19 protein-coding genes and 1 pseudogene are annotated in these 20,293 nt (G+C 69.1%); 12 read left to right on the top strand and 8 right to left on the bottom strand.

Annotated features, from left to right (window positions below; all coding sequences use genetic code 11):
* The first annotated feature begins 394 nt into the window (after positions 1 to 394).
* From EIZ44_RS39360 to EIZ44_RS39330, 7 genes and pseudogenes are all read left to right on the top strand, one after another.
* Positions 395 to 1,054: a GntR family transcriptional regulator gene (locus EIZ44_RS39360; protein ID WP_037814835.1), complete on the top strand. Its 660-nt coding sequence runs from the start codon at positions 395 to 397 to the stop codon at positions 1,052 to 1,054.
* The gene (locus EIZ44_RS39355; RefSeq protein WP_134734050.1) at positions 1,051 to 1,863 is read left to right on the top strand and encodes a carbon-nitrogen family hydrolase; all 813 of its coding nucleotides are present in this window, start codon (positions 1,051 to 1,053) and stop codon (positions 1,861 to 1,863) included. Before EIZ44_RS39360 ends, EIZ44_RS39355 begins: the two co-directional genes overlap by 4 nt.
* Positions 1,860 to 2,519, top strand: a complete 660-nt coding sequence (locus EIZ44_RS39350; protein ID WP_167754419.1) for a DUF2848 family protein — start codon at positions 1,860 to 1,862, stop codon at positions 2,517 to 2,519. Before EIZ44_RS39355 ends, EIZ44_RS39350 begins: the two co-directional genes overlap by 4 nt.
* A pseudogene (locus EIZ44_RS46210) lies at positions 2,519 to 3,978 on the top strand (4-hydroxyphenylacetate 3-hydroxylase family protein). The gene EIZ44_RS39350 and the pseudogene EIZ44_RS46210 overlap by 1 nt, the downstream one beginning before the upstream one ends.
* Positions 3,975 to 4,319, top strand: coding sequence for a cupin domain-containing protein (locus tag EIZ44_RS39340; protein WP_043840232.1), 345 nt, complete (start codon positions 3,975 to 3,977; stop codon positions 4,317 to 4,319). Before EIZ44_RS46210 ends, EIZ44_RS39340 begins: the two are co-directional and overlap by 4 nt.
* Positions 4,320 to 4,374: 55 nt before the next feature.
* Positions 4,375 to 4,893 carry a flavin reductase family protein gene (locus EIZ44_RS39335; RefSeq protein ID WP_037814847.1) on the top strand — a complete coding sequence of 173 codons (519 nt, stop codon included), beginning with the start codon at positions 4,375 to 4,377 and terminating at the stop codon, positions 4,891 to 4,893.
* 108 nt (positions 4,894 to 5,001) lie between these two features.
* The gene (locus tag EIZ44_RS39330) at positions 5,002 to 6,342 is read left to right on the top strand and encodes an MFS transporter (protein WP_134734048.1); all 1,341 of its coding nucleotides are present in this window, start codon (positions 5,002 to 5,004) and stop codon (positions 6,340 to 6,342) included.
* Between the two features lie 67 nt (positions 6,343 to 6,409).
* On the opposite strand, the gene EIZ44_RS39325 is transcribed toward EIZ44_RS39330, so the two are convergent.
* A complete protein-coding gene (locus EIZ44_RS39325; protein ID WP_134734047.1) occupies positions 6,410 to 7,273 on the bottom strand; it encodes an MBL fold metallo-hydrolase in 864 nt (287 codons plus the stop codon).
* Between the two features lie 91 nt (positions 7,274 to 7,364).
* Between EIZ44_RS39325 and EIZ44_RS39320 the strand changes: the two genes are divergently transcribed.
* From EIZ44_RS39320 to EIZ44_RS39310, 3 genes are read left to right on the top strand one after another with little or no spacing between them, the layout of a single operon-like run.
* A complete protein-coding gene (locus EIZ44_RS39320; RefSeq protein WP_037814852.1) occupies positions 7,365 to 7,562 on the top strand; it encodes a hypothetical protein in 198 nt (65 codons plus the stop codon).
* Positions 7,549 to 8,865 carry an amidase gene (locus tag EIZ44_RS39315; RefSeq protein ID WP_134734046.1) on the top strand — a complete coding sequence of 439 codons (1,317 nt, stop codon included), beginning with the start codon at positions 7,549 to 7,551 and terminating at the stop codon, positions 8,863 to 8,865. Before EIZ44_RS39320 ends, EIZ44_RS39315 begins: the two co-directional genes overlap by 14 nt.
* On the top strand, positions 8,862 to 9,416 hold the full coding sequence (locus EIZ44_RS39310; RefSeq protein WP_043840193.1) for a TetR/AcrR family transcriptional regulator: 555 nt from the start codon (positions 8,862 to 8,864) through the stop codon (positions 9,414 to 9,416). Before EIZ44_RS39315 ends, EIZ44_RS39310 begins: the two co-directional genes overlap by 4 nt.
* A gap of 220 nt (positions 9,417 to 9,636) precedes the next feature.
* Here the strand turns inward: EIZ44_RS39310 and EIZ44_RS39300 are convergent, their stop codons facing one another.
* The 4 genes from EIZ44_RS39300 to EIZ44_RS39285 form a co-directional block, all read right to left on the bottom strand.
* A complete protein-coding gene (locus tag EIZ44_RS39300; RefSeq protein WP_134734045.1) occupies positions 9,637 to 10,830 on the bottom strand; it encodes a GNAT family N-acetyltransferase in 1,194 nt (397 codons plus the stop codon).
* A gap of 71 nt (positions 10,831 to 10,901) precedes the next feature.
* Entirely contained in the window at positions 10,902 to 11,726 is an 825-nt protein-coding gene (gene xdhC / locus EIZ44_RS39295) for a xanthine dehydrogenase accessory protein XdhC (RefSeq protein ID WP_134734044.1), read from the bottom strand.
* On the bottom strand, positions 11,723 to 14,092 hold the full coding sequence (xdhB, locus tag EIZ44_RS39290; RefSeq protein WP_134734043.1) for a xanthine dehydrogenase molybdopterin binding subunit: 2,370 nt from the start codon (positions 14,090 to 14,092) through the stop codon (positions 11,723 to 11,725). The genes xdhC and xdhB overlap by 4 nt, the downstream gene beginning before the upstream one ends.
* The gene (locus tag EIZ44_RS39285) at positions 14,089 to 15,513 is read right to left on the bottom strand and encodes a xanthine dehydrogenase small subunit (RefSeq protein WP_134734042.1); all 1,425 of its coding nucleotides are present in this window, start codon (positions 15,511 to 15,513) and stop codon (positions 14,089 to 14,091) included. Before EIZ44_RS39285 ends, xdhB begins: the two co-directional genes overlap by 4 nt.
* A gap of 419 nt (positions 15,514 to 15,932) precedes the next feature.
* On the opposite strand from EIZ44_RS39285, the gene EIZ44_RS39280 reads away from it, so the two are divergent.
* Complete coding sequence (locus EIZ44_RS39280; protein ID WP_205673450.1) at positions 15,933 to 16,631, top strand: DUF8832 domain-containing protein; 699 nt, start codon at positions 15,933 to 15,935, stop codon at positions 16,629 to 16,631.
* A gap of 49 nt (positions 16,632 to 16,680) precedes the next feature.
* On the top strand, positions 16,681 to 18,075 hold the full coding sequence (locus EIZ44_RS39275; protein WP_134734041.1) for an MFS transporter: 1,395 nt from the start codon (positions 16,681 to 16,683) through the stop codon (positions 18,073 to 18,075).
* A gap of 52 nt (positions 18,076 to 18,127) precedes the next feature.
* Here the strand turns inward: EIZ44_RS39275 and EIZ44_RS39270 are convergent, their stop codons facing one another.
* The 3 genes from EIZ44_RS39270 to EIZ44_RS39260 are packed head-to-tail and all read right to left on the bottom strand — an operon-like array spanning position 18,128 to position 20,261.
* Positions 18,128 to 18,550: a DUF2871 domain-containing protein gene (locus tag EIZ44_RS39270; protein ID WP_134734040.1), complete on the bottom strand. Its 423-nt coding sequence runs from the start codon at positions 18,548 to 18,550 to the stop codon at positions 18,128 to 18,130.
* Positions 18,547 to 19,245, bottom strand: coding sequence for an ABC transporter ATP-binding protein (locus EIZ44_RS39265; protein WP_134663547.1), 699 nt, complete (start codon positions 19,243 to 19,245; stop codon positions 18,547 to 18,549). Before EIZ44_RS39265 ends, EIZ44_RS39270 begins: the two co-directional genes overlap by 4 nt.
* Complete coding sequence (locus EIZ44_RS39260) at positions 19,245 to 20,261, bottom strand: ABC transporter permease (RefSeq protein ID WP_134663546.1); 1,017 nt, start codon at positions 20,259 to 20,261, stop codon at positions 19,245 to 19,247. The genes EIZ44_RS39265 and EIZ44_RS39260 overlap by 1 nt, the downstream gene beginning before the upstream one ends.
* Between the last annotated feature and the right edge of the window lie 32 nt (positions 20,262 to 20,293).

The following is a 20,293-nucleotide window of genomic DNA, read 5'->3' as shown; positions in this document are numbered from 1 at the left end:
GCCCGGCCAGGGGTGACACATCAGGGCAACCGCGTCGGGGAAGTCCCGGGCGAGGTGCCAGGGCACCTGCGGTTACAGGACGTTCCGGCGGAGGCGCCAGGGCTGCCGCGGCGACAGGACGTTCCAAGCGGCAAGTCAGGGCGTCGCCCCGACGTTCAGCGCGACCCATCACGGCGCCAACACGAGGTCCCGCGCGTGCCCATCGGGACCACCGCCCCCAAGTCGTCTCCCCGACAACACGCACCCTCCTCCGCGAGCGAGCCCGAGCCATCCGCCCCGGGCAACGCGACCCTCCTCCGCAGGCGAACACGAGCCATCCCCACCCGGCACACCCGCTCAACCTCGGCAAACACCCCTTGCCCGGCCTGCCATGCGTGATGTATACATCTTGTCCATGAGCAGTGTACGACAGGCTGGGCGGGCCGGGTCCGCGCAGGACGTCACCTATCGGTTCCTCAAGCAGCGCATCGCCGAGCTGCCTCGCGACGGCGGGACGTTCCTCACCGAATCGGAGGTTGCCGAGGCGGCCGGGACGTCTCGGACTCCGGTGCGGGAGGCTCTGCTGCGGCTCGAGGCCGAGGGGTTCCTCGAGATCGTGCCGAAGAAGGGCGCGTTCGTGCCGCCGATCTCCGACGCGGAGGTGCGGGCGGTGATGGAGGCGCGCGAGCTGGTCGAGGACTGGTGCGTCCGCAAGCTCGCCGAGCGCGTCGACGAGACCTTTCTCGGCGAGCTGGACGACATTCTCGCGAAGCAGCGCGAGGTGGTGGACGAACCGGTGCGGTTCATCGAGTTCGACCGTGCGTTTCACCGGGCGATCGTGCGGCGGGCCGGGAATCCGGTGCTGGCCGAGTTCTACGAATCGTTGCGGGAGCGGCAGGTCAGGATGGGGTTGCGCGCGGTCGCGGGCAGCGAGACCCGGGCGGGCACGGTGCTGGCTGAGCACGCGGCGATCGTCGAAGCGTTGCGCGGTGGCGAGCCGGAGGTGGCCGGGGAGGCGCTCGCGAAGCATCTCTCCAGCACGATGACAGCACTGCGAGTCGGGGAGCGGCTGTGAAGGTCGCGTTGGTGCAGCTGGCCAGTCCGCCGGACGAGACGGCGGCGGACCGTCGGGTGCGGGCTGGGCAGTTGGTGGAGTCGGCGCGCGGGGCTGATCTCGTGGTGTTGCCGGAGTTGTGGGCGGCCGGATATTTCTCGTTCGACGCGTATCCGGACGAGGCGGAATCGCTCGACGGGCCGACGGTCGCGGCGGGGCGCGAGTGGGCGCGGAGCCTTGGTGCGTATGTGCATGTGGGCAGTTTGGTCGAGCGGGATGCGGCCGGGCGGTTGTTCAATACCGCGGTGTTGCTCGCGCCGGACGGCACGATCGCGCATACCTATCGCAAGGTGCACGTCTTCGGATATGCCTCGCGTGAGGCGGAATTGCTTACGCCGGGCGAAACGCTCAGCGTCGCGGAAACGGGACTCGGGCCGATCGGGGCGACGACCTGTTACGACCTGAGGTTTCCCGAATTGTGGCGTGGGCTGGTGGATCGCGGCGCGAAGACGGTCGTGGTCCCGGCTGCGTGGCCGTCGGCGCGGCGCGAGCACTGGCGGATGTTCACCTCGTGCCGGGCGGTGGAGGAGCAGGTCCTGGTGATCGCGGTCAACGCGGCCGGCACCCAGCACGGCGGTGTCGAGCTGGCGGGTACCAGCCGGATCGTCGATCCGTGGGGGACTGTGCTGGCCGAGGCGGGCACCGGCGAGGAAGTGCTGCGCTGCGAAATAGACCAATCCATTGTGGACACGGTGCGGGCGGAGTTCCCGGTGCTGGCCGATCGGCGGTGGCCGGTGTCCACAGCAGACTTTACGGGAGCGGGAGTATGAGCACGATTGCCCTGCACGTCGCGGGAACCGGGGAGGAACTGGCGTTCGCCCCGGCGCGGCTGGTGGTGGCCGGGTACACCGGGAGCGACGAGGCCGCGGTCGAGGAGCACATCGCGGAATTGGCGGCGATCGGGGTGCCGCGGCCGGAATCGGTGCCTGCGTTCTACCACCTGGACACGGGATTGCTGACGACGGAGCCGGTGGTCGGGGTGAGCGCGCCGGGGACGTCCGGTGAGGTCGAACCGGTGCTGATCCGGCACCAGGGGCGGTATTTCCTCGGGGTCGGGTCCGATCACACCGACCGCGACCTCGAGCGGGACGGGGTGGCACTGTCCAAAGCGGCCTGTCCGAAGCCGCTCGGGGAGGTGGTCGCCGAGCTCGGGACCGAAGTGTCCATTCCGGACTGGGACCACGTCGTCGCGGACTCCAGTGTGGACGGATGTCCGTATCAGAAGGGGGAATTGGCCGCGCTGCGGCATCCGGCGGATCTGCTGGACCGGCTCGGTCCGGTCGAGGGCGATTTCGCGCTGTACTGCGGCACTTTGCCGTTGCTCGGCGGCGAATTCACCTACGGCGCGTACTGGCGCGTCCACTTGGAACTGCCCGGCGGCCCGACCCTGACCCACGCGTACGAAACGAAACAGAGGAGCGAGTGATGCGCAGCGGAGCCGACTATCTGGCCGCACTGAAAGGCCCCCGGCGGATCTACCTCGACGGCGCGCCGGTCGAGGACGTCGCCCACCACCCGGCGTTCGCGCCGATCGCGAAGACCATCGCGGAACTCTTCGACCTCGCGGCCGACCCGGAATCCGGCATCTCGGTCACCGACCCGGCGTCCGGGTCCACAGTGAACCGTCTGTTCACGCCGCCGCGCAGCCGGGAAGACCTGAAGGCGTACCGCGAAGCGGCGACCACCTGGGCACGGCACACGCACGGCTGGGTCGGCCGCAGCCCGGACCACGTGGGCGCGTTCGTCGCGGCGTTCTCCGCGCATCCGGAGGCGTTTTCGCAAGGGGAGCGCGACTTTTCGGCCAACATCGCCGCGTACCACAAGCGCGTGCTGGAAGAGAATCTGTACGTTTCGTATGCGATCATTCCGCCGCAGGTTTCGCGGGCGACCACCGCGCACGCCTGGGAAGGCGACCTGATCCAGGCGGGAGTCGCCGAGGAGCGCGAGGACGGCATCGTGATCCGCGGTGCGCAGATGCTCGCGACCGGCGGCGCGGTGGCCGACGAGATCTTCGTGTCTTGCATCAAACCGCTCGGACCGGAGGACGCTGACTTCGCGCTCGGATTCGCGGTTCCCGTTGACGCAGAAGGACTTAAGCTCTACTGCCGCCGTCCGTACGCGCCGGCGGCCACGAGTGAATACGACTATCCGCTCACCTCGCGCTACGACGAAACCGACGCGCTGGTCGTCTTCGACGACGTCTTCATTCCGTGGGACCGAGTGTTCGTTTACCGCGATGTCGCGGGATTGCGGCGGCAGTTCTTCGACACCGGTGCGCACGTCTTCGGGAACTGGCAGGCGCAGATCCGGTTCATGGTGAAGACGCAGTTCATCGCCGGGCTCGCGCGCAAGGTCGCACGGTCAACGGGGTCGACAAATTCCCCGGCGTGGTCGAGAAACTCGGTGAGCTGGCTAGCCTCGCGTCCATTGTGGAATCGGCGGTACTGGCGGCGGAATACACCGCGGAGCCGGACGAGAACGGCATGTGGCGCCCCGGTTCTCGTGCGGTGTACGGCGCGATGGGGCTGCAGGCCGAGTTGTACCCGCGGCTGCTGGCGATCCTGCGCGACCTGGTCGGCGGCGGCGTGCTGCAGGTGCCCTCCAGCGTCGCGGACCTGACGAACCCGGAGACCCGCGCCGATATCGACAAATACATTTACAGCCCGTCCGCGCCCGCCGAGGAGCGGGTGAAGCTGTTCAAACTGGCCTGGGACGTCGTCGGCAGCGAATTCGCCGGACGGCACCACCAGTACGAGATGTTCTACGCGGGCGCGCCGTTCGTGGTGAAGGGCTACGCCTTCCGCAATTACGGCTTCGACGGCGCGCTCGGCGACATCGACGCCTTCCTGTCCAGCTACGACCTCGACGGAGCGATCACCCGATGAGCAAACCGGAACACGAATTCTTCCCGGTGACCGACGTCGCCTTCACAGTGTGCCCGGGCGACGATCCGAAGATCACCGAGCGCATTCTCGCCAAGGACCCGGAAACCGGCGTGGCGACACGGATCCTGCGGTACGAACCGGGTGCCGATTCGACGCCGATGGGCGTGCAGAAGCACGATTTCTGGGAAGAGGTCTACATTCTCGAGGGCTCGTTCACCGACCTCACGCTCGGCCGGACGTTCACCGCGGGGATGTACGCCTGCCGTCCGCCGGGCATGCCGCACGGCCCGTGGCGGACCGACGAGGGGGTCGTCACGTTCGAGGTCCGCTACCCCGCCTGAGCCCGTTCGGGAGCGGCGGTCACGGGACCGCCGCTCCCTTCGCAAGGAGAACGTCATGATCACTTCCTCGGCCGAGGTCGACCCGATGACGATGCGCCGCACGATGGGGCGTTTCGCGACCGGCGTCGCGGTGGTCACCACCCGGGCGGCGGGGGTGCCGCACGGGATGACCGTCAACTCGCTGACGTCGGTTTCGCTCGACCCGCCGCTGCTGCTGGTGTGCCTGACGACCGGCGCGCGCAGCACCGACGCGGTCGTCGAGGCGGGCCGGTTCGCGGTCAACATCCTGTCCGCGCGGCAGGAACAGCTCGCGCTCCGCTTCGCCCGTCGCGGCGAGGACCACTTCGCCGGGCTGGAGGTGACCGAGGGCCGCCACCGCGTGCCGGTGATCCCGGACGCCTTCGCGCACCTCGAATGCGACGTCGAACGGCATCTGGTCGCCGGCGACCACGTGGTCGTGTTCGGGCACGTGCGCAGCGTGTGCGAGCGCGACGGCGACCCGCTGGCGTTCCACGGGGGCCGGTTCGCCGACGTCGCCGACCGGGCCAACGAGCCCGTGCACTGGTTCTTCTGAGGCAGTTCCCAGGGGGGAGCACGCCTCGGTGGCTGCGCCAACAGCCACCGAGGCTTCCGGCATCAGCACTTCATCCGCGTCACGGACCCTCCGACCACAGGAGCCGAAATGGCCGATACCTCTCGCGAACGTAACAGAAAACGCCCGCACACGCGGCTGGGGGTGGTGGCGGCGTCGAGTCTCGCCGGCACCGCCGTCGAATGGTACGACTTCTTTCTGTACGGCACCGCGTCCACTTTGGTCTTCAACAAACTGTATTTCCCTTCGCACGACCCGTTGGTCGGCACGGTGCTCGCTTTCGCCACCTACGCCGTCGGATTCCTGGCGCGTCCGCTGGGCGCGGTCGTGCTCGGCCACCTCGGCGACCGCAAGGGACGACGTTCGACGCTCATCGCCAGTTTGCTTTTGATGGGTGCTTCGACGTTCTTGATCGCTCTGCTGCCCACGTACGAAGCTGTCGGTGTGCTGGCACCATTGCTGCTCGTCGTCTGTCGCCTGGTGCAGGGATTCGCGCTCGGCGGGGAATGGGGCGGGGCCGTGCTGCTGGTGTCCGAACACGGCGGCAGTGCGCGTCGCGCGTTCTGGTCTTCGTGGCCGAATGTCGGGCCGCCGCTGGGGAATCTGCTCGCCGCCGGTGTGCTGGCGGTGCTCGGCGCGGTGATGCCGTCGGCGCAATTCCTGTCTTGGGGCTGGCGGATCGCGTTCGGCTTGTCCGCGGTGCTGGTCTTGATCGGGTTGTGGCTGCGGCTTTATGTCGCGGAAACTCCGTTGTTCAAGGAAGCGCCGAAGCCGAAGGGGATGCCTGCCGGTGTGGTGGTCCGCAAGCATTGGCGGAGTGTTTTGCTCGCCGCGGCAACGCGTTTCGGGGAGAACGCCGGGTTCTATCTGTTCTCGTTGTTCGTGATCACTTATGTCACGACTGCGCTCAAAATGGACAGTTCGGTCGGATTGACGGCGGTGCTGGTCGGGCAGGCGTGTGCGGTGGTGACGATTCCGCTGTTCGCCCTGCTGGCCGACCGGATCGGACGACGGCCGATCTACGTGGTCGCCTCGGTGGCGACGATCGTGTGGGCGTTCGTGTTCTTCGCACTGGTCGACACGCGCAGTCCCGGATTGATCACGGTCGCGGTGGCAGGCGGGTTGCTGATCTTCGCCGCGTACAGCTCGGTGATCGGCGCGTTCTTCGCGGAATTGTTCCCGACGGAGGTGCGATATTCCGGGGTTTCGCTGGCGTACAACCTGGCGTCGGTGCTGGCTGGTTCGCTCGCGCCGATCATCGCGATCGGGCTGTACGCGAAGTTCGGCACCGGGTATGCGATCGGGGTCTATCTGGCGGTGATGGGTTTGATCTCGCTGGTGGCCTCGTTGCTGGCGAAGGAGACGAAGTCGGTCGATCTTGGTTCGGTGGCTGGGAAGACGGAGGAGGAAGTCCGTGCATCCGTTGACTGAGCACCCCGGGCGGTTTTGAGGTCCGTGAAGGACTCCTTGCGGGACTCAGATTCCCCCAAGGAGTCCTTCACGGCTTTTCCACGAGCCGGTAGCTGGACCCGTGCCGCACCAGGTGGCCGCCGGTGGGCGGGGTGAAGTGTGTGCCCAGTACGAGCGCGCGCGAATCGGCCAGTTCGGCGAGCAGGCGGCGGCGGGTTTTCTCGGATTCCGCCGGGTCGATGTCCACAGACGCGCCGATCTCCGGGTGCGCGAACTGCACCGGATGGTGTACCGCGTCCCCGGTGATGAGCGCGGTCTCGCCGGCACTGCGCAGTTCGATCGAGACGTGCCCCGGCGTGTGGCCGGGCGTCGGCAGCAACCGCACGCCGGACACGATTTCCACCCCGTCCGCCGGGACGTCGACCAGGTCCAGCAGACCCGGCCGTTCCACTGGCAGCACGGAATCCTCGAACATCTGCCGCCGCGGTTCGTCCATCGCGTAGCCCGCCCAGAACTCCCGCTCGACGCGCGCGGTGACATGCCGCGCGGACGGGAACGTCGGCACCCACTCGCCGTCCTGCTCGCGGGTGTTCCAGCCGACGTGGTCGGCGTGCAGGTGGGTGAGCAGCACCAGGTCGACCTCGTCCGGCGCGAACCCAGCGGCGGCCAGCGCGTCCAGGTATCCGGTGTCGAGACCGTGCCACGCCGGGTTGGCGCGGGTCTTCCCGTTGCCGATCCCGGTGTCCACGAGGATTTTCATCCCGTCCTTCTCGAACGCGAAACTGTGGCTGTGCAAGCGGATCGAGCCGCCGTCGGCGAAGTCCGGCCGCAGCCAGTCCTCGCCCGAGACGACCTCCGCGGTCGCACCGGGGAGCAGCCAGGGCCCGGTCGCGGCGGGGAATTCGATCTCGTCGATCCGGTGGACAGCGATCTCGCCGACGGTCCAGGACATGGGCAACGCCTCCTTAACGCAACATGTTTGCGTTAAGCCACGGTAGCCGCTACTGTCGCTTAACGCAAACGTTTAGCTTTTAGGAGTCCTTGTGTCCGACCTGACCCCCGAGGAGGCGGCGAGCCTGGCCGCCCGAGCCGGGTTGCCGCTGGCTGCCGCCCGGCATTCCGACGTCGCCGCCGTCGCCAACCACATCCACTCCGTGGTGACTGTCCTGCGCGACCTGGATTTCGGCGACACCCCACCGGCTTCCCTCTACCGTGCGGAGGAGAGCCATGTCGCTCGCTGACCTCACTCTCACCGAAGCCTCTGCCGCGATCCGGGACCGGCGGGTGTCGCCGACGGAGCTGGTCGAAGATGTCCTGGCGCGCATCGACGAGGTAGAACCCCGCCTGCACGCGTACGTCTCGGTGGACGCCGATCGGGCTCGTGCGGAAGCTGCGGAACTCGGCGACCTCCGCGGCCCGCTGCACGGCATCCCCATGGGATTGAAGGACCTGATCGACGTCGCCGGAACCGCGACCACTGCCAGTTCCCAGGTCCGCGCCGGGCATCGCGCCGAGCGGGACAGCACTGTCGCGGCCCAGCTCAAGGCCGCCGGAACGGTCCTCCTCGGCAAAACCCATACGCACGAATTCGCTTACGGCCTCACGACTCCGCAGACGCACAACGCCCGCAACCCGTCCCGTGTCGCCGGAGGATCCAGCGGCGGTTCGGCAGTGGCCGTCGCCGCGGGTGCCGCGACTTTCGCCCTCGGCACCGACACCGGCGGTTCGATCCGGGTCCCCGCCGCGCTGAACGGAGTCGTCGGCCTCAAGCCGACTTACGGCCTCATCCCGCGGAACGGCGTGACGTCGGTGTCCTGGTCGCTGGACCATGTCGGCCCGATCACCCGCACCGTTGCGGACGCCGCGCTGGTTCTGTCCGTCCTCATTGGACAGTCATTCTCCCTTGACGAAGATCTGACCGGGCTCCGCGTCGGGGTGCCGGGCAACTACTACTTCGACCACCTCGACCCGGCCGTGGAAACCGCCGTCCGCGAGGCGATCGACCACCTCGCCGAACTGGGCGCGAAGCTGGTCGACGTCGAAATCCCGATGACCCGCTACCTCCAGGCGACGCACTGGGGCCTGATGGTTCCCGAGGCCACGGCATATCACGAACGAAGCATCCGCAGCGTGCCCGACCAGTACGCCGCCGACGTCCGCGTCCTGCTCGAAGCCGGCGAGCTGATGAGCGCGGGGGACTACCTGCGTGCCCAACGCGCCCGCACCCTCATGCGCCAGGAATGGGCGCGGCTGTTCGACAAGATCGACGTTCTCGCCGCGCCGACCGTCCCGACCACCGCCGTTCCCGCCGGACAAGAGACTGTCACCTGGTCGGACGGGAGTGTCGAAACAGTCTCGGACGCGTACATCCGGCTCTCGGCCCCGGCGAACATCACCGGCGTGCCCGCCTTGACGCTCCCGATCGGCGACGATCCCGACGGGATGCCGATCGGGCTGCAACTCCTTGCCCGGCCGCATGGCGAGTCCGTGCTGCTGCGGACCGGACACGCACTGGAACGGGCGCGGCTTACAGTGACACGGTGAGCCAGAAGCGGATGGTGCGCCCGGGCGGGCGCAGCGCGCGAGTCCAGGAATCGGTGCACGCCGCCGTCCGCGACCTGATCGCCGAATCGGGCCGGGACGCGCTGACCGTGCCGCAGGTCGCCGCCCGCGCGGGCGTCACGCCGTCGACGATCTACCGGCGCTGGGGCGACCTGCAGGAACTCCTGTCGGACGTCGCGGTCGAGCGGCTGCGCCCGGAAGCCCCGCCGGAGGACCACGGTTCGCTGGCAGAGGACCTGACGGCGTGGACCGAACTGTTCCTGGACGAAATGTCCTCGCCGGCGGGCCGCGCCTACATCCGCGACGCGCTGCTCGGCGATCCGGACGGCAGCAACGCCGGACAGTGCTCGGCATACGCCGTCGACCAGGTGGAAGTGGTCCTGGCCAGGGCGGTCGCCCGGGGCGAGGCCGCACCGGCCGCGGAGACGGTGATGGACCGGGTGGTGGCCCCGATCATGTACCGAATCCTGTTCCGCCCGGACGGCCTCGACGCGGCGTACGCGCGCCGGTTGGCGGCTGAGGTGCTGGTTTAGAACCAGTGCACGCAGTGGGGCGCGCGATCCGATCGGAACAGCGCGTCCGCCGCCCCGGCCGCTTCTACGTGGTGCGCCCGCACATGCCCAGCCCGCACCAGCACACTCGGCGAGGTCTCGCCGGGGCAGATCGCTCTCGCTCAGCGACAGGTCCGGCGCGGGGTCATCTGGACGGCCTTGACGCCGCGTATGCGCGCTGGTTGGCGGCTGAGGTGCTGGTTTAGAACCAGTGCACGCAGTGGGGCGCGCGATCCGATCGGAACAGCGCGTCCGCCGCCCCGGCCGCGTCTCCGTGGTGCGCCTGAACATGCCCAGCCCGCACCAGCACACTAGGCAAGGTCCCGCCGAGATAAATCGACCCGAGATCGCTCACATCCAGCGACAAGTCCGGCGCGAGATCCGTCCGCACGCACTCCGCCTTCCCGTCGCGCACCGTGAGCCGGTACCGGCCGTCCTCCGCCAGGAACGGGTCCGTCACGTCGAGCACCAGCGACCCGTCCGTGAACCAACCACGGCTGGTCAGGGCGCGCGGGATGTCCAGCAAACGCACCCAGAGCCAGTCCGTCGTGGTGGGTTCGCCCGCGCGCAGGTCCGCCAGCTGCCAGCGCAGCGGGTTCCCCGGCGGGAGGTGCCGGAAGTCGATCTTCTTCACCAGATCGTGCCCCAGCAGGTACTGCGTGAGCGAGGTGAAAGCCGGGTCGTCGACGGCGATGACCTCGTCGACGGTCAGAACGGCGTCGTTGACCAGGTAGCTCGCGTACCCGTCAGCCGTGCCGTCCGCGTCGCGGTGCACGGCGAGGTACCGCGGCTCCGGGCCAGTTGGCGGATGTCCCGCGCCCAGCGCCCACCAGCGGTGCGGTCGCGACAACGCGCCGGGCTGGGTGCGGCGGTAGCGGTCGTAGATCTCTTCCAGCAGCTCACCGCAGTCGACGCGCCGGAGCAACTCGACGGAGCCGGTCGCGACCGGCGTACCGCCACGTGGGGCGCCGAAACCGGAGCGGTGCCGTTCGACGGTCATCTGCTCCGTGTAGGTGGCCGGTCCGTAGCCGAATCGCCGGTAGATCACCGCTTCAGAGCAGAGCAGGACCGACAGGAACTCCCCGCGAGCGCGGACGTCGGCGAGGTGTTCCTGCATCATCGCGCGCAGCACGCCCTGCCGCCGATGCGTCGGCAGCACCCCGACGGCGGTCACGCCGGCGGCGGAGGCGAGCACGTCGCCCGGAAGCGTGAGGTCGAAGGAGTACGCGCCGGTGGTGCCGACCGGTTTCCCGTCCGGCGCGTGGGCGATCAAGCTCCGTTCGCTCTCGAAAGCGCCCAGGATCCCGCTGCCCGCCGAGTCGGGCCAGTACCGGCCGAACGCGGCCTGCACGGTGCTGAAGAAGAGCTCGTAGTCGTTGTTGCGCCGGATTTCCATCGCAGGAGGCCCCCAGGAGCTGACGGTGTCTCCCCGTATCCCAGTCGTGCTCCCGGGGGCAGGCAAGCGAATTACGCCTTAAGGGCTCCCGGCTGGACGCGCGCCTGGAATTTCTGCAGCAACGAAGCCGCGACGCTCACCGCGATCACCGCCGGTTCCTTCCCGGTCAGGTCCGGAAGCCCGATCGGCGTCGTGATCCGGGACAGCGCCGCCTCGTCGTGCCCGAGATCGGTCAGCCGTTTCCGGAACCGCGACCACTTCCCGGCGGACCCGATCAGCCCGATCGACCCGCAGGTGCCGCTGCGCAGAGCCGCGTCGCACAGCGCGATGTCCTCGGCGTGGTCGTGCGTCATGATCAGCACGTGCGTGCCCGCGGGCAGTTCCGACAGCACCGTTTCCGGCAGCAGCGGGACCTGGTGGACGTGCACGCTGGCCACGGCGTCGTCGAGCACCGCCAGCCGTTCCGCAGTGAGCTGGGCGGGCCGGCTGTCGATCAGGTGCAGCGAAATTTCGTGCCGGGCGAGCACCCGCGCCAGCTCGAGGCCGACGTGCCCGACCCCGAAGACCGCGACCGCCGGACGCACCGGCAGCGGCTCGAACAACAGCGTCATCGTCCCTCCGCAGCATTGCACGCCGTGCTGGTAAGGAGCCTTGTCGGACAACGAAAGCGTTTGCAGCACCGGCGCGGTCGCGTTGTCCCGCAACAGCTCCCGGGCCCGCTCGATCGCGACCGCCTCGGCGTTGCCGCCGCCGATCGTGCCGTGCGTTTCCGACGAGCCGACCACCATTTTCGCGCCGCCCTCGCGCGGGGTGTGCCCGCGCGAGGACGTCACGGTGACGAGCACGCCGGGCAGCCCCGCGTCCCGCAGGTGCTGGACCGCGCTGAGCCAGTTCACGGCTGGCCCACCAGATCCGGTACCTGCTCCTCGACCACCGGAGCGGCGGTGACGGCACGGTCGATCGCCCAGAACACGGCCTCCGGTGTCGCCGGCGAAGCGAGATCGACGCTGTGCCCGGGCTCGCCGAACGCGGAGACCGCCTGCCGCAACGCTTCCCGCACCGCGAAGGCCAGCATCAACGGCGGTTCGCCGACCGCCTTCGAGCCGTAGACCGCGCCTTCTTCGGCGGCGTCGGTCAGCAGCGTGACGTTGAAGACCTCCGGCATCTCCGAAAAACTCGGCAGCTTGTACGTGCTCGCCGCCTGGGTCGCGAGCCGTCCGCGAGAGGGCCGGTCGGACTCGTCCCAGCGCAGGTCTTCCAAAGTCAGCCAGCCCATGCCCTGCACGAACCCGCCCTCGATCTGGCCGATGTCGATCAGCGGGGACAGGCTGTCGCCGACGTCGTGCACGATGTCGACCCGCCGCGTCCGGTACGCGCCGGTGAAGTCGTCCACCTCGACCTCGGCCAGCGCCGCGCCGTAGGCGAAGTACTTGAACGGGGTGCCGCTCATCGTCGCGGAATCCCAGCTCAGGCCCTCGGTCCGGTAGTACCCGGCCGCCGACAGGTGCACCCGGTCGAAGTAGGCCGCGTGGACGAGTTCGTCCCAGCCGATCTCCTCGCCGGACGGGGTGCGCGCGGCGCCGCGGACGATCCGGACGTCGCTTTCGGGCACGCCGAGCTTGCCCGCCGCGACGGTGAGCAGCCGGTCGCGGATCTGCTCGCAGGCGTTCTTGACCGCGCCGCCGTTGAGGTCCGCGCCCGAACTCGCCGCGGTGGCCGAGGTGTTCGGCACCTTGTCCGTCCGGGTCGGGGCGAGGCGCACCTTCTCCGGCGGCACGCCCAGCGCGGTCGCGGCCACCTGCAGCATCTTCGTGTGCAGGCCCTGGCCCATTTCGGTGCCGCCGTGGTTGATCAGCACCGAGCCGTCCTTGTAGACGTGCACCAGCGCGCCGGCCTGGTTGAACGCGGTGAGGTTGAACGAAATCCCGAACTTCACCGGCGTGATCGCGAGGCCGCGCTTGGAATGCGCGTGCTTCGCGTTGTACGCCGCGATCTCGGCCTGCCGCTTTTCGGCGTCGCCCGAGTCCAGCAGCTGCTGCCAGATCCGGTGGATGCGTTCCGGGTGCCGCACCGGCATGCCGTACGGCGTCTCCTGGCCTTCGGAGTAGAAGTTGCGCCGCCGCAATTCAGCCGGGTCGATGCCGAGCAGCGGTGCGCAGCGGCCGAGGATGTCCTCGATCACCAACATGCCCTGCGGCCCGCCGAATCCGCGGAACGCGGTCTGCGACGTCTTGTTCGTTTTCGCGATCCGCCCCAGCGCGCGGACGTGCGGGATCCAGTACGCGTTGTCGACGTGGCACAGCGCGCGGGCGAGCACTGGCTCGGACAGGTCGAGGCTCCAGCCGCCGTCCGCGGTCAGCACGACGTCCAGCGCCTGCAGTTTGCCGTCGGAGTCGAAGCCGACGCTCCATTCGGCGCGGAAACCGTGCCGTTTGCCGGTCATCGTCATGTCCTGGGTGCGGGTGAGCCGCAGCCGCACCGGACGTCCGGTGAGCGTCGCGCCGAGCGCGGCGACGGCGGCGTACCCGTGCGGCTGCCATTCCTTGCCGCCGAACCCGCCGCCCATCCGCAGGCTTTGCACGGTGACCTCGTGGCTGTGCTTGCCCAGCACGTGCGCCACGATGTCCTGCGTTTCCGACGGATGCTGCGTGCTGCTCTGCACGAAAACCTGGTCGGACTCGTCGACGTGCGCCAGCGCGCACTGGGTTTCCAGGTAGAAGTGCTCCTGTCCGGCGAAGTCGAACTCGCCGCGGAAAACGTGTGCTGAACTGGCCATCGCCGGGTCGACGTCGCCGCGCGCCACCACTCGCGGCTCGCCCTGGAAACTGCCCGCGGCGATCGCGTCGGCGACGGTCACCAGCGACGGCAGCGCTTCGGTGTCCACCTCGACGGCCGCCGCGCCCAGCCGCGCCGCTTCCAGCGTCTCGCCGAGCACCCAGGCCACCGCGTGGCCGTAGAACATGACCTCGGACGGGAACAGCGGTTCGTCGTGGTGCACGCCGGAATCGTTGACGCCAGGGACATCCGCCGCGGTGAGGACGCGGACCACGCCGGGTACGGCTTCCGCTGCCCCGGTGCGGATCGCGAGCACCTTCGCGTGCGCCTCAGGTACCTGTACGGGGTATGCGTGCAGGACGTCTTTCGTGCGGGCGACGAGGTCGTCGGTGTACAGCGCGGTGCCCCGGACGTGCGCGGCGGCGGCTTCGTGCGGACGGGCGATCCCGATGGACGGGCTTTCCGGGCGTTCAGAAAGTGCGCTCATGCTCGTGCTCCCTCAAGAGAGTCGGCGTGAAGTTTCAGCAGGCTGCGGCCCAGCGTCGCGGCGCGGTAGGCGGCACTCGCGCGATGGTCGTCCATCGGCGTGCCCTCGCCGCGCAGGATTTCCGCCGCGGCGCGGACGGTTTCCTCGTTCCAGGACTGTCCGACGAGTGCCGCTTCAGTGTCTTTAGCGCGAATCGGGGTCGCGGCGACCCCGCCGAGGCCGATCTGCGCGGTGCGCACGAGACCGTCCTCGATGTCGAGCGCGAACGCGACGGCGACGCTGGAGATGTCGTCGAACCGCCGCTTGGCGACCTTGTGGAACGCGGTGGTTCCGGCCAGCGGCAAGGGAATCCGCACGGACCGGATCAGTTCGTCTTGCCGTCGCACACTCTGCCGGTATCCGGTGAAGTACTCGTCGAGCGGCACTTCGCGCTCTCCGTCCACAGAGGACAACACGACGCTTGCGCCCAGGGCGAGCAACACCGGTGCGGAGTCGCCGATGGGCGAACCGGTGCCGAGGTTTCCGCCGAGTGTCGCGGTGTTCCGGATCAGCCGCGACGCGAACTGCGGAATCAGCTGGCTCAGCAACGGCACCCGGCCGTCGAGGCGGCGGTCCATTTCGGTGAGGCTCAGCCCGGCCCCGATTTCGATCGTGTCCGCGCCGACGTTTAGCACCTGCAGTTCCGGCACGCGGTCGATGGCGACGACGCACTCCGCCCGGACGCCGCGGATGTTCACCTCGACGCCCCAGTCCGTCGACCCGGCCACGAAAGTCGCGTTAGGACGGTCGTGGCGCAGTTGCAGCGCTTCGCTCCAGCTGGCCGGGCGGAGGTAATCCCGTCCGTCGTCGTGCAGTCGCGTCGCAACGGGTTCCGGTGCGCGGCAGGTGCGGCGCTGCGCCAGCGGATCCTCGGCCGGGGGAGCGCCGAGCGCGTGCGCGGCGTCGCGGATCGGCCGGTATCCGGTGCAGCGGCAGAGGTTTCCGCTCAGCGCGTGGATGTCGAAGCCGTTCGGCGCGTGCTCGTCGCCGGTCGCGGCGCGGTCGCCGCGGTAGTACTCGGCGGCCATGCTGCAGACGAACCCGGGAGTGCAGTACCCGCACTGGGATCCGCCGCGCACGGCCATTTCGTGCTGCACCGGGTGCAAGTCCTCAGTGGACCCGAGACCCTCGGCCGTCCACACTTCCTGCCCGTCCAGCGATCCGACCGGGGCGAGGCAGGCGTTGATCGCGACCAGGTCCGTCGGGGATTCGACGCCGGGCCGCGCGACCAGGATCGCGCACGCGCCGCATTCGCCTTCGGCGCAGCCCTCCTTGCAACTGGTCAGGCCCTGTCCGCGGAGCCAGTCCAGTGCCGTGGTGTGCACGGGAACGGCGCCGATCGCGGTGCGTTTCCCGTTGACGGTCACCTCGGGGTCGACCATCGGAGTTCCTCTCGTCTTTTCTCGGCTGGGGCCACGGCCGCCGACGCGCCGCGTCGGCGCAGGTCAGGGGACCGTGGGGAAGAGCGGCAACGGGAAAGCGATCCCGTGCGCGGAGCGTGACCGAGCGGAGACCGCTCAGCGCCGCGTTGGCCAGCCGTGCGCGACGCGCCCCTTGTTCCAAGCGGACTGGCGCGTGCGCTGACGGAGGTCGGCGAGCTGTCCGGAAGTCAGAAGCACGCGCACCTCCTCGAGAGCGAACGGAACGGACGGTGCGGGCGCACCGCCGTCGACGAAGCGTAACGCCGGTCTCAGCCCGAGACAAGGGCCGGGGTCGCCCGGAAGGAGACCCAGGACACGCTTCCAAATACCCCCAGGGGGTATAAAGTTCGTGCCGTCGAGAACGAGCGAAGGAGAGTTCGATGAACGTCAACGGCACCGCACTTTCGGCAGGCGAGGTCCAGCTCGGCGCAGTGCGCGCCCCGGTTCGAGCGGGGGAGGACGGCGAGCTTTCGTTCACCGTCGCCACCGCCGGCGGAAAACCGGTAACCAAGTACGAGGAGGCGCACGGCAAGCAGTTGCACCTGATCGTGGTCCGCAGCGACGGCGCGCATTTCCGGCACCGTCATCCGGTGCTCGACCCGGAAACCGGCGTCTGGGCGATCCCGTGGACCTGGGACGCGGCGGGCACCTACCGCGTGTTCGCTGACCTGACCCCGGCGGGCGGCGAGAGCGTGACGCTGTCGCGGACGGTCGAGGTCGCCGGTGACTACCAGCCGCTGGCCGCGGAACCGATCGCGGTGAGCGAGGTCGACGGCTACGAGGTGACTCTCGAAGGCGCGCTAGCAGCTGGCACCGGAACGATGCTGACCGCGCGCGTGACCCGCGACGGACAGCCGGTCACCGATCTGGAGCCGTACCTGGGGTCGTTCGGGCACCTGGTCGCGCTGCGTCAGGGCGACCTCGCCTACTTGCACATCCACGCGCTCGACGACGGGAAACCCGGCCCGGACATCCGGTTCCACGCCGAGGCCCCGACGACCGGTCGCTACCTGCTGTACCTCGACTTCCAGGCCGAGGGCGTCGTGCGCACCGCCGCCTTCGTCCTCGACGCCGCCTGAGCAGCCGCATGCCGTGCTGCCGTTCCCCTTGAAGAGAAAGCGAAAGACGATGACTGCTGCCCCGCAAACCCGGTCGGACACCCTCCGCTGGTGGGCGCTCGGACTGATCGCCCTTGCCCAGTTCATGGTGATCATGGACACCTCGATCATCGGCGTCGCCCTGCCACGCATGCGCGACGCCCTCGGCTTCACGCCCAGCACGCTGTCCTGGGTTTTCAACGCTTACGTGATCGCCTTCGGCGGCCTGCTGCTGCTCGGCGGGCGGCTGTCGGATTTGTTCGGCGCCAGAAGGCTTTTCGCCGCCGGATGGGCGATTCTCCTGGCCGGTTCGGTGCTCGCCGGGGCCGCCGGGAACGTGCCGGTCGAACTCGCCGGCCGGATCGTGCAGGGCGCGGGAGCCGCGCTCATCGCCCCGTCCGCGCTGACGTTGCTGATGATGCTCTTCGGCAGCAACCCGAAGGAACTGACGAAAGCCCTCGCGCTGTACGGCGCGGCGGCTCCGGCTGGCGGTACCGCTGGGGTGTTCCTCGGCGGAGTGATCACCGAGTACCTGTCGTGGCCGTGGGTCTTCTATCTGAACGTGCCCATCGCGGTGCTCGCGCTGTTCGCCACCCGCGCCGTACTCCCCGGCGGGGCGGCCGGAACCCGTGGCACCGTGGACGTTTTTGGCGCACTGACCGTCACGCTCGGTCTGGGGACCCTGGTGTACGGAATCGTCCGCGCTCCGGAAGCGGGCTGGGCAGCGACGTGGATCGCGCTCGGTGCCGGTCTCGCGCTGCTCGCGGTTTTCGTGGTCCGGCAGGCGAAAGCCCGCACTCCGCTGATGCGGCTGTCGATCTTCCGCGCCCCGCGGCTCGGCGCGGCGAACCTGGCGCAGGTTTTCCTTGGCGCGGCGTGGATTCCGATGTGGTTCTTCCTGAACCTCTACCTGCAGCAGGTGCTCGGCTTCCGCGCCTTCCCGGCCGGTGCGGCGCTGCTGCCGATGACCGCGCTGATCATGCTGGGGATGATCGCCCTCGCCCCGCGGGTGATCGGCAAGTTCGGCCCGAAGCCGCCCATCGTCGCCGGGTTGCTGCTGCTGGCAGCCGGGTTGGGCTGGCTCGCCCTGGTGCGCGAGGACGGCAGCTTCTGGGTGGACGTTCTGCCCGCGTCGCTGGTCGCGGCGTTGGGGATGTCGCTGGCGTTCATCCCGTCGCTCGGCACCGCGATTTCCGCGGCCCGGCCGGAAGAAGGCGGCCTCGCGTCGGGGATCGTGAACACCGGCTACCAGGTGGGATCGGCGCTGGGGCTGGCCGTGATGACCGCACTGGCTGCTGCTTCCGGCGCGGGCGCGCTCGGCGACCCGGCGGCGTTGACGAACGGCTACTCGGTCGCGTTCGTCGGATCAGCGGTGATCGCGCTGGTTGGCGCCATCCTCGCGGCTCTCACCTTCCGCCGCCAGTAAGTCCGTGAAGGGCTCCTTGAGGGAATGAGATTCCCTCAAGGAGTCCTTCACGTCACGCCTTCGACTCGGCGGGCTTCCAGATCCGGCCGTGGAGACCGACGAACAACAGGACGAACGCGACCGTCAGCAGAATGTGCCCCAGGCCGGCGATCCCGGCGATCGCCGCGCCGGATTCCTTGCCCAGCACGGTGAGCGTGCCGTGCACGACCATTCCGCCGACCGTGACGAGCATCCCGGCGTGGTAAATCCAGAAGAACGGCGCGAACGACCTCGTCGCCGAGAGCGTGAACACCTTGTCCAGCACCAGGACGATCAGGAACACGAGCGTCCCGAGCGCGAGCAGGTGAGTGTGCACAATGGACAGCTGGGTGTCGCCGGTGAAGTGCTCCGCCTTGGTCAGCTCGCGGTAGTACAGCCCGCCGAGCAGGCCGAGGATCGTGTAGATCGCGGCGGCCCAGTAGATTTTCTTCGTCATCGGTTCTCCTCGGCGCCGGCCCGGGCCGGCTGGTGGATCCGTCCGTCGACGACCTCGTGCACCGAGTCGACCCCTTCGAGGTGGGAGCGGTCGTGGGTGACCAGCACGGTTGCCGTCGCCTGTTGATGCGTGATCGTAGTGAGCAGATCGATCACCGCCGCGCCGCGGTCCTGGTCCAGCGCGCTCGTCGGTTCGTCGACCAGCAGCACGGCGGGCTCGTTCATCAAGGCGCGCGCGATGTTGACCCGTTGCTGCTGTCCGCCGGAAAGACGGCCGGGCCGGTGCGTCGCGCGATCGGCCAGCCCGACGGCGTCGAGCAACTCCGCGGCCCGTTTCGCCGCCTCGCGGCGCGGCGTTCCGCTCAGGTGCGCCATGACTTCCAGCTGTTCCGCCGCGGTGAGCGACGCGAGCAGATTCGGTTGCTGGAACACGATCCCGATCTTGGTGCGCCGCAGTTCCGCCAGCGCGGCGCGGTCCAGATCAGTGGTGTCGACGCCGCCGACGACCACGCTTCCGCGATCAGGCCGGATGAGCGTCGCGGCGACGGCCAGCAGGCTCGATTTGCCGGACCCGGACGGTCCGACCACCGCGGCGACGCTCCCGGCGGGCACGTGGAGGTCGACCTGGTCGAGTGCGGTGAGGCGGGCATCGCCGTCGGGGTAGGTGAGGGTGATGCCGGACAGGTGCAGGCTCATCAGTGCGCTCCGGAGGTGAGGGCGGTCAGCGGGTCGACGGACGTGATGCGGCGGACCGCGAGCGCGGCGCCGAGCACCCCGAGGGCCACGAGCACCGCCGCCGGGCCGAGCAAGGTGCCCGCGCTGAGCATGAACGGCACCGTCCCGGACGCGACCGCTCCGAGCGCCGCGGCGAGCCCGGTCCCGAGCGCGGTCCCGCCGACCAGCAGCACGACGACCTGGCCGAGCGCGTCCCGCAGCAGGTACTTCGTCGTCGCGCCGAGCGCTTTCAGCACCGCGATGTCACGGCTGCGCTGGATTGTCCACACGGTGAAGAACGCGCCGATCACCAGCGCGGAGATCACGAACAGGAAGCCGCGCATGAGCTGGAGCGAGCCGTTTTCCGCCGAATACGAACCGATTGCGGACAACGCGTCGTCCTTCGTGACGGTCCGGGTGCCGAGGCGGGCGTCCGCGGCGGCGAGATCGGCGGACGGGTCGGTGGTCAGCGCGAGCATTGTCGCGTTTGGACCGGCGAGGTGCGTCCACACCACTGGGAGATGGCTGTAGGACGCGTCCCCGGAGATGGCGGACACGGTGACTTTCTGGCCTTGCAAGGTGAGCTGATCGCCTTCGCGGGCCTTCAACGCGTCAGCCGCCTCGGTGGACAGCACCGCGGTGCCCGGGCGCTGGGTTTGGACTCCGAACGCCGCCAAGGTCGCGGTGCGCTCGCCGACCGCCGCGCTGGCCGTGCTGATCGCGATCGGCTCCGCGCTGGTCACCCCCGGGACCCGGGCGTACTGCTCGGCTTGCGCACGGGTCACTGTGGACTGTCCGAATGAGAGCGATCCGCTGCCGGGTTCGGCGAAGACCAGGTGGTCTGCCTTCAACCCGGTGATCGCGGACGTGCTCTGCGCGGCCAGCCCCGCGGTCAGCCCGGACAACAGCCCGACCAGCAACGTCATCAGCACGACGACGGTTCCCATCAACGCGAACCGCCCCTTGGCGAAGCGCAGATCCCGCCACGCGACGAACATGTGCGTCCCTTCCTTCTCGGTGTGCTTCCCAC

Origin of the sequence: Amycolatopsis nivea, from assembly GCF_004522235.1 — a bacterium.
In the GTDB taxonomy this organism is placed as follows: Bacteria; Actinomycetota; Actinomycetes; order Mycobacteriales; family Pseudonocardiaceae; genus Amycolatopsis; species Amycolatopsis nivea.
The sequence above is the reverse complement of the archived record's forward strand: the minus strand, read 5'-3'. Positions and strand labels throughout refer to the sequence as shown.

Coding starts and splice junctions, on each gene's coding strand:
- EIZ44_RS39335 (WP_037814847.1), top strand. CDS start 4,375: ATGATCACTTCCTCGGCCGAGGTCGACCCGATGACGATGCGCCGCACG.
- EIZ44_RS39360 (WP_037814835.1), top strand. CDS start 395: ATGAGCAGTGTACGACAGGCTGGGCGGGCCGGGTCCGCGCAGGACGTC.
- xdhB (WP_134734043.1), bottom strand. CDS start 14,092: ATGAGCGCACTTTCTGAACGCCCGGAAAGCCCGTCCATCGGGATCGCC.
- EIZ44_RS39265 (WP_134663547.1), bottom strand. CDS start 19,245: ATGAGCCTGCACCTGTCCGGCATCACCCTCACCTACCCCGACGGCGAT.
- EIZ44_RS39300 (WP_134734045.1), bottom strand. CDS start 10,830: ATGGAAATCCGGCGCAACAACGACTACGAGCTCTTCTTCAGCACCGTG.
- EIZ44_RS39260 (WP_134663546.1), bottom strand. CDS start 20,261: ATGTTCGTCGCGTGGCGGGATCTGCGCTTCGCCAAGGGGCGGTTCGCG.
- EIZ44_RS39285 (WP_134734042.1), bottom strand. CDS start 15,513: ATGGTCGACCCCGAGGTGACCGTCAACGGGAAACGCACCGCGATCGGC.
- EIZ44_RS39325 (WP_134734047.1), bottom strand. CDS start 7,273: ATGTCCTGGACCGTCGGCGAGATCGCTGTCCACCGGATCGACGAGATC.
- EIZ44_RS39330 (WP_134734048.1), top strand. CDS start 5,002: ATGGCCGATACCTCTCGCGAACGTAACAGAAAACGCCCGCACACGCGG.
- EIZ44_RS39280 (WP_205673450.1), top strand. CDS start 15,933: ATGAACGTCAACGGCACCGCACTTTCGGCAGGCGAGGTCCAGCTCGGC.
- EIZ44_RS39275 (WP_134734041.1), top strand. CDS start 16,681: ATGACTGCTGCCCCGCAAACCCGGTCGGACACCCTCCGCTGGTGGGCG.
- EIZ44_RS39340 (WP_043840232.1), top strand. CDS start 3,975: ATGAGCAAACCGGAACACGAATTCTTCCCGGTGACCGACGTCGCCTTC.
- EIZ44_RS39270 (WP_134734040.1), bottom strand. CDS start 18,550: ATGACGAAGAAAATCTACTGGGCCGCCGCGATCTACACGATCCTCGGC.
- EIZ44_RS39315 (WP_134734046.1), top strand. CDS start 7,549: ATGTCGCTCGCTGACCTCACTCTCACCGAAGCCTCTGCCGCGATCCGG.
- EIZ44_RS39350 (WP_167754419.1), top strand. CDS start 1,860: ATGAGCACGATTGCCCTGCACGTCGCGGGAACCGGGGAGGAACTGGCG.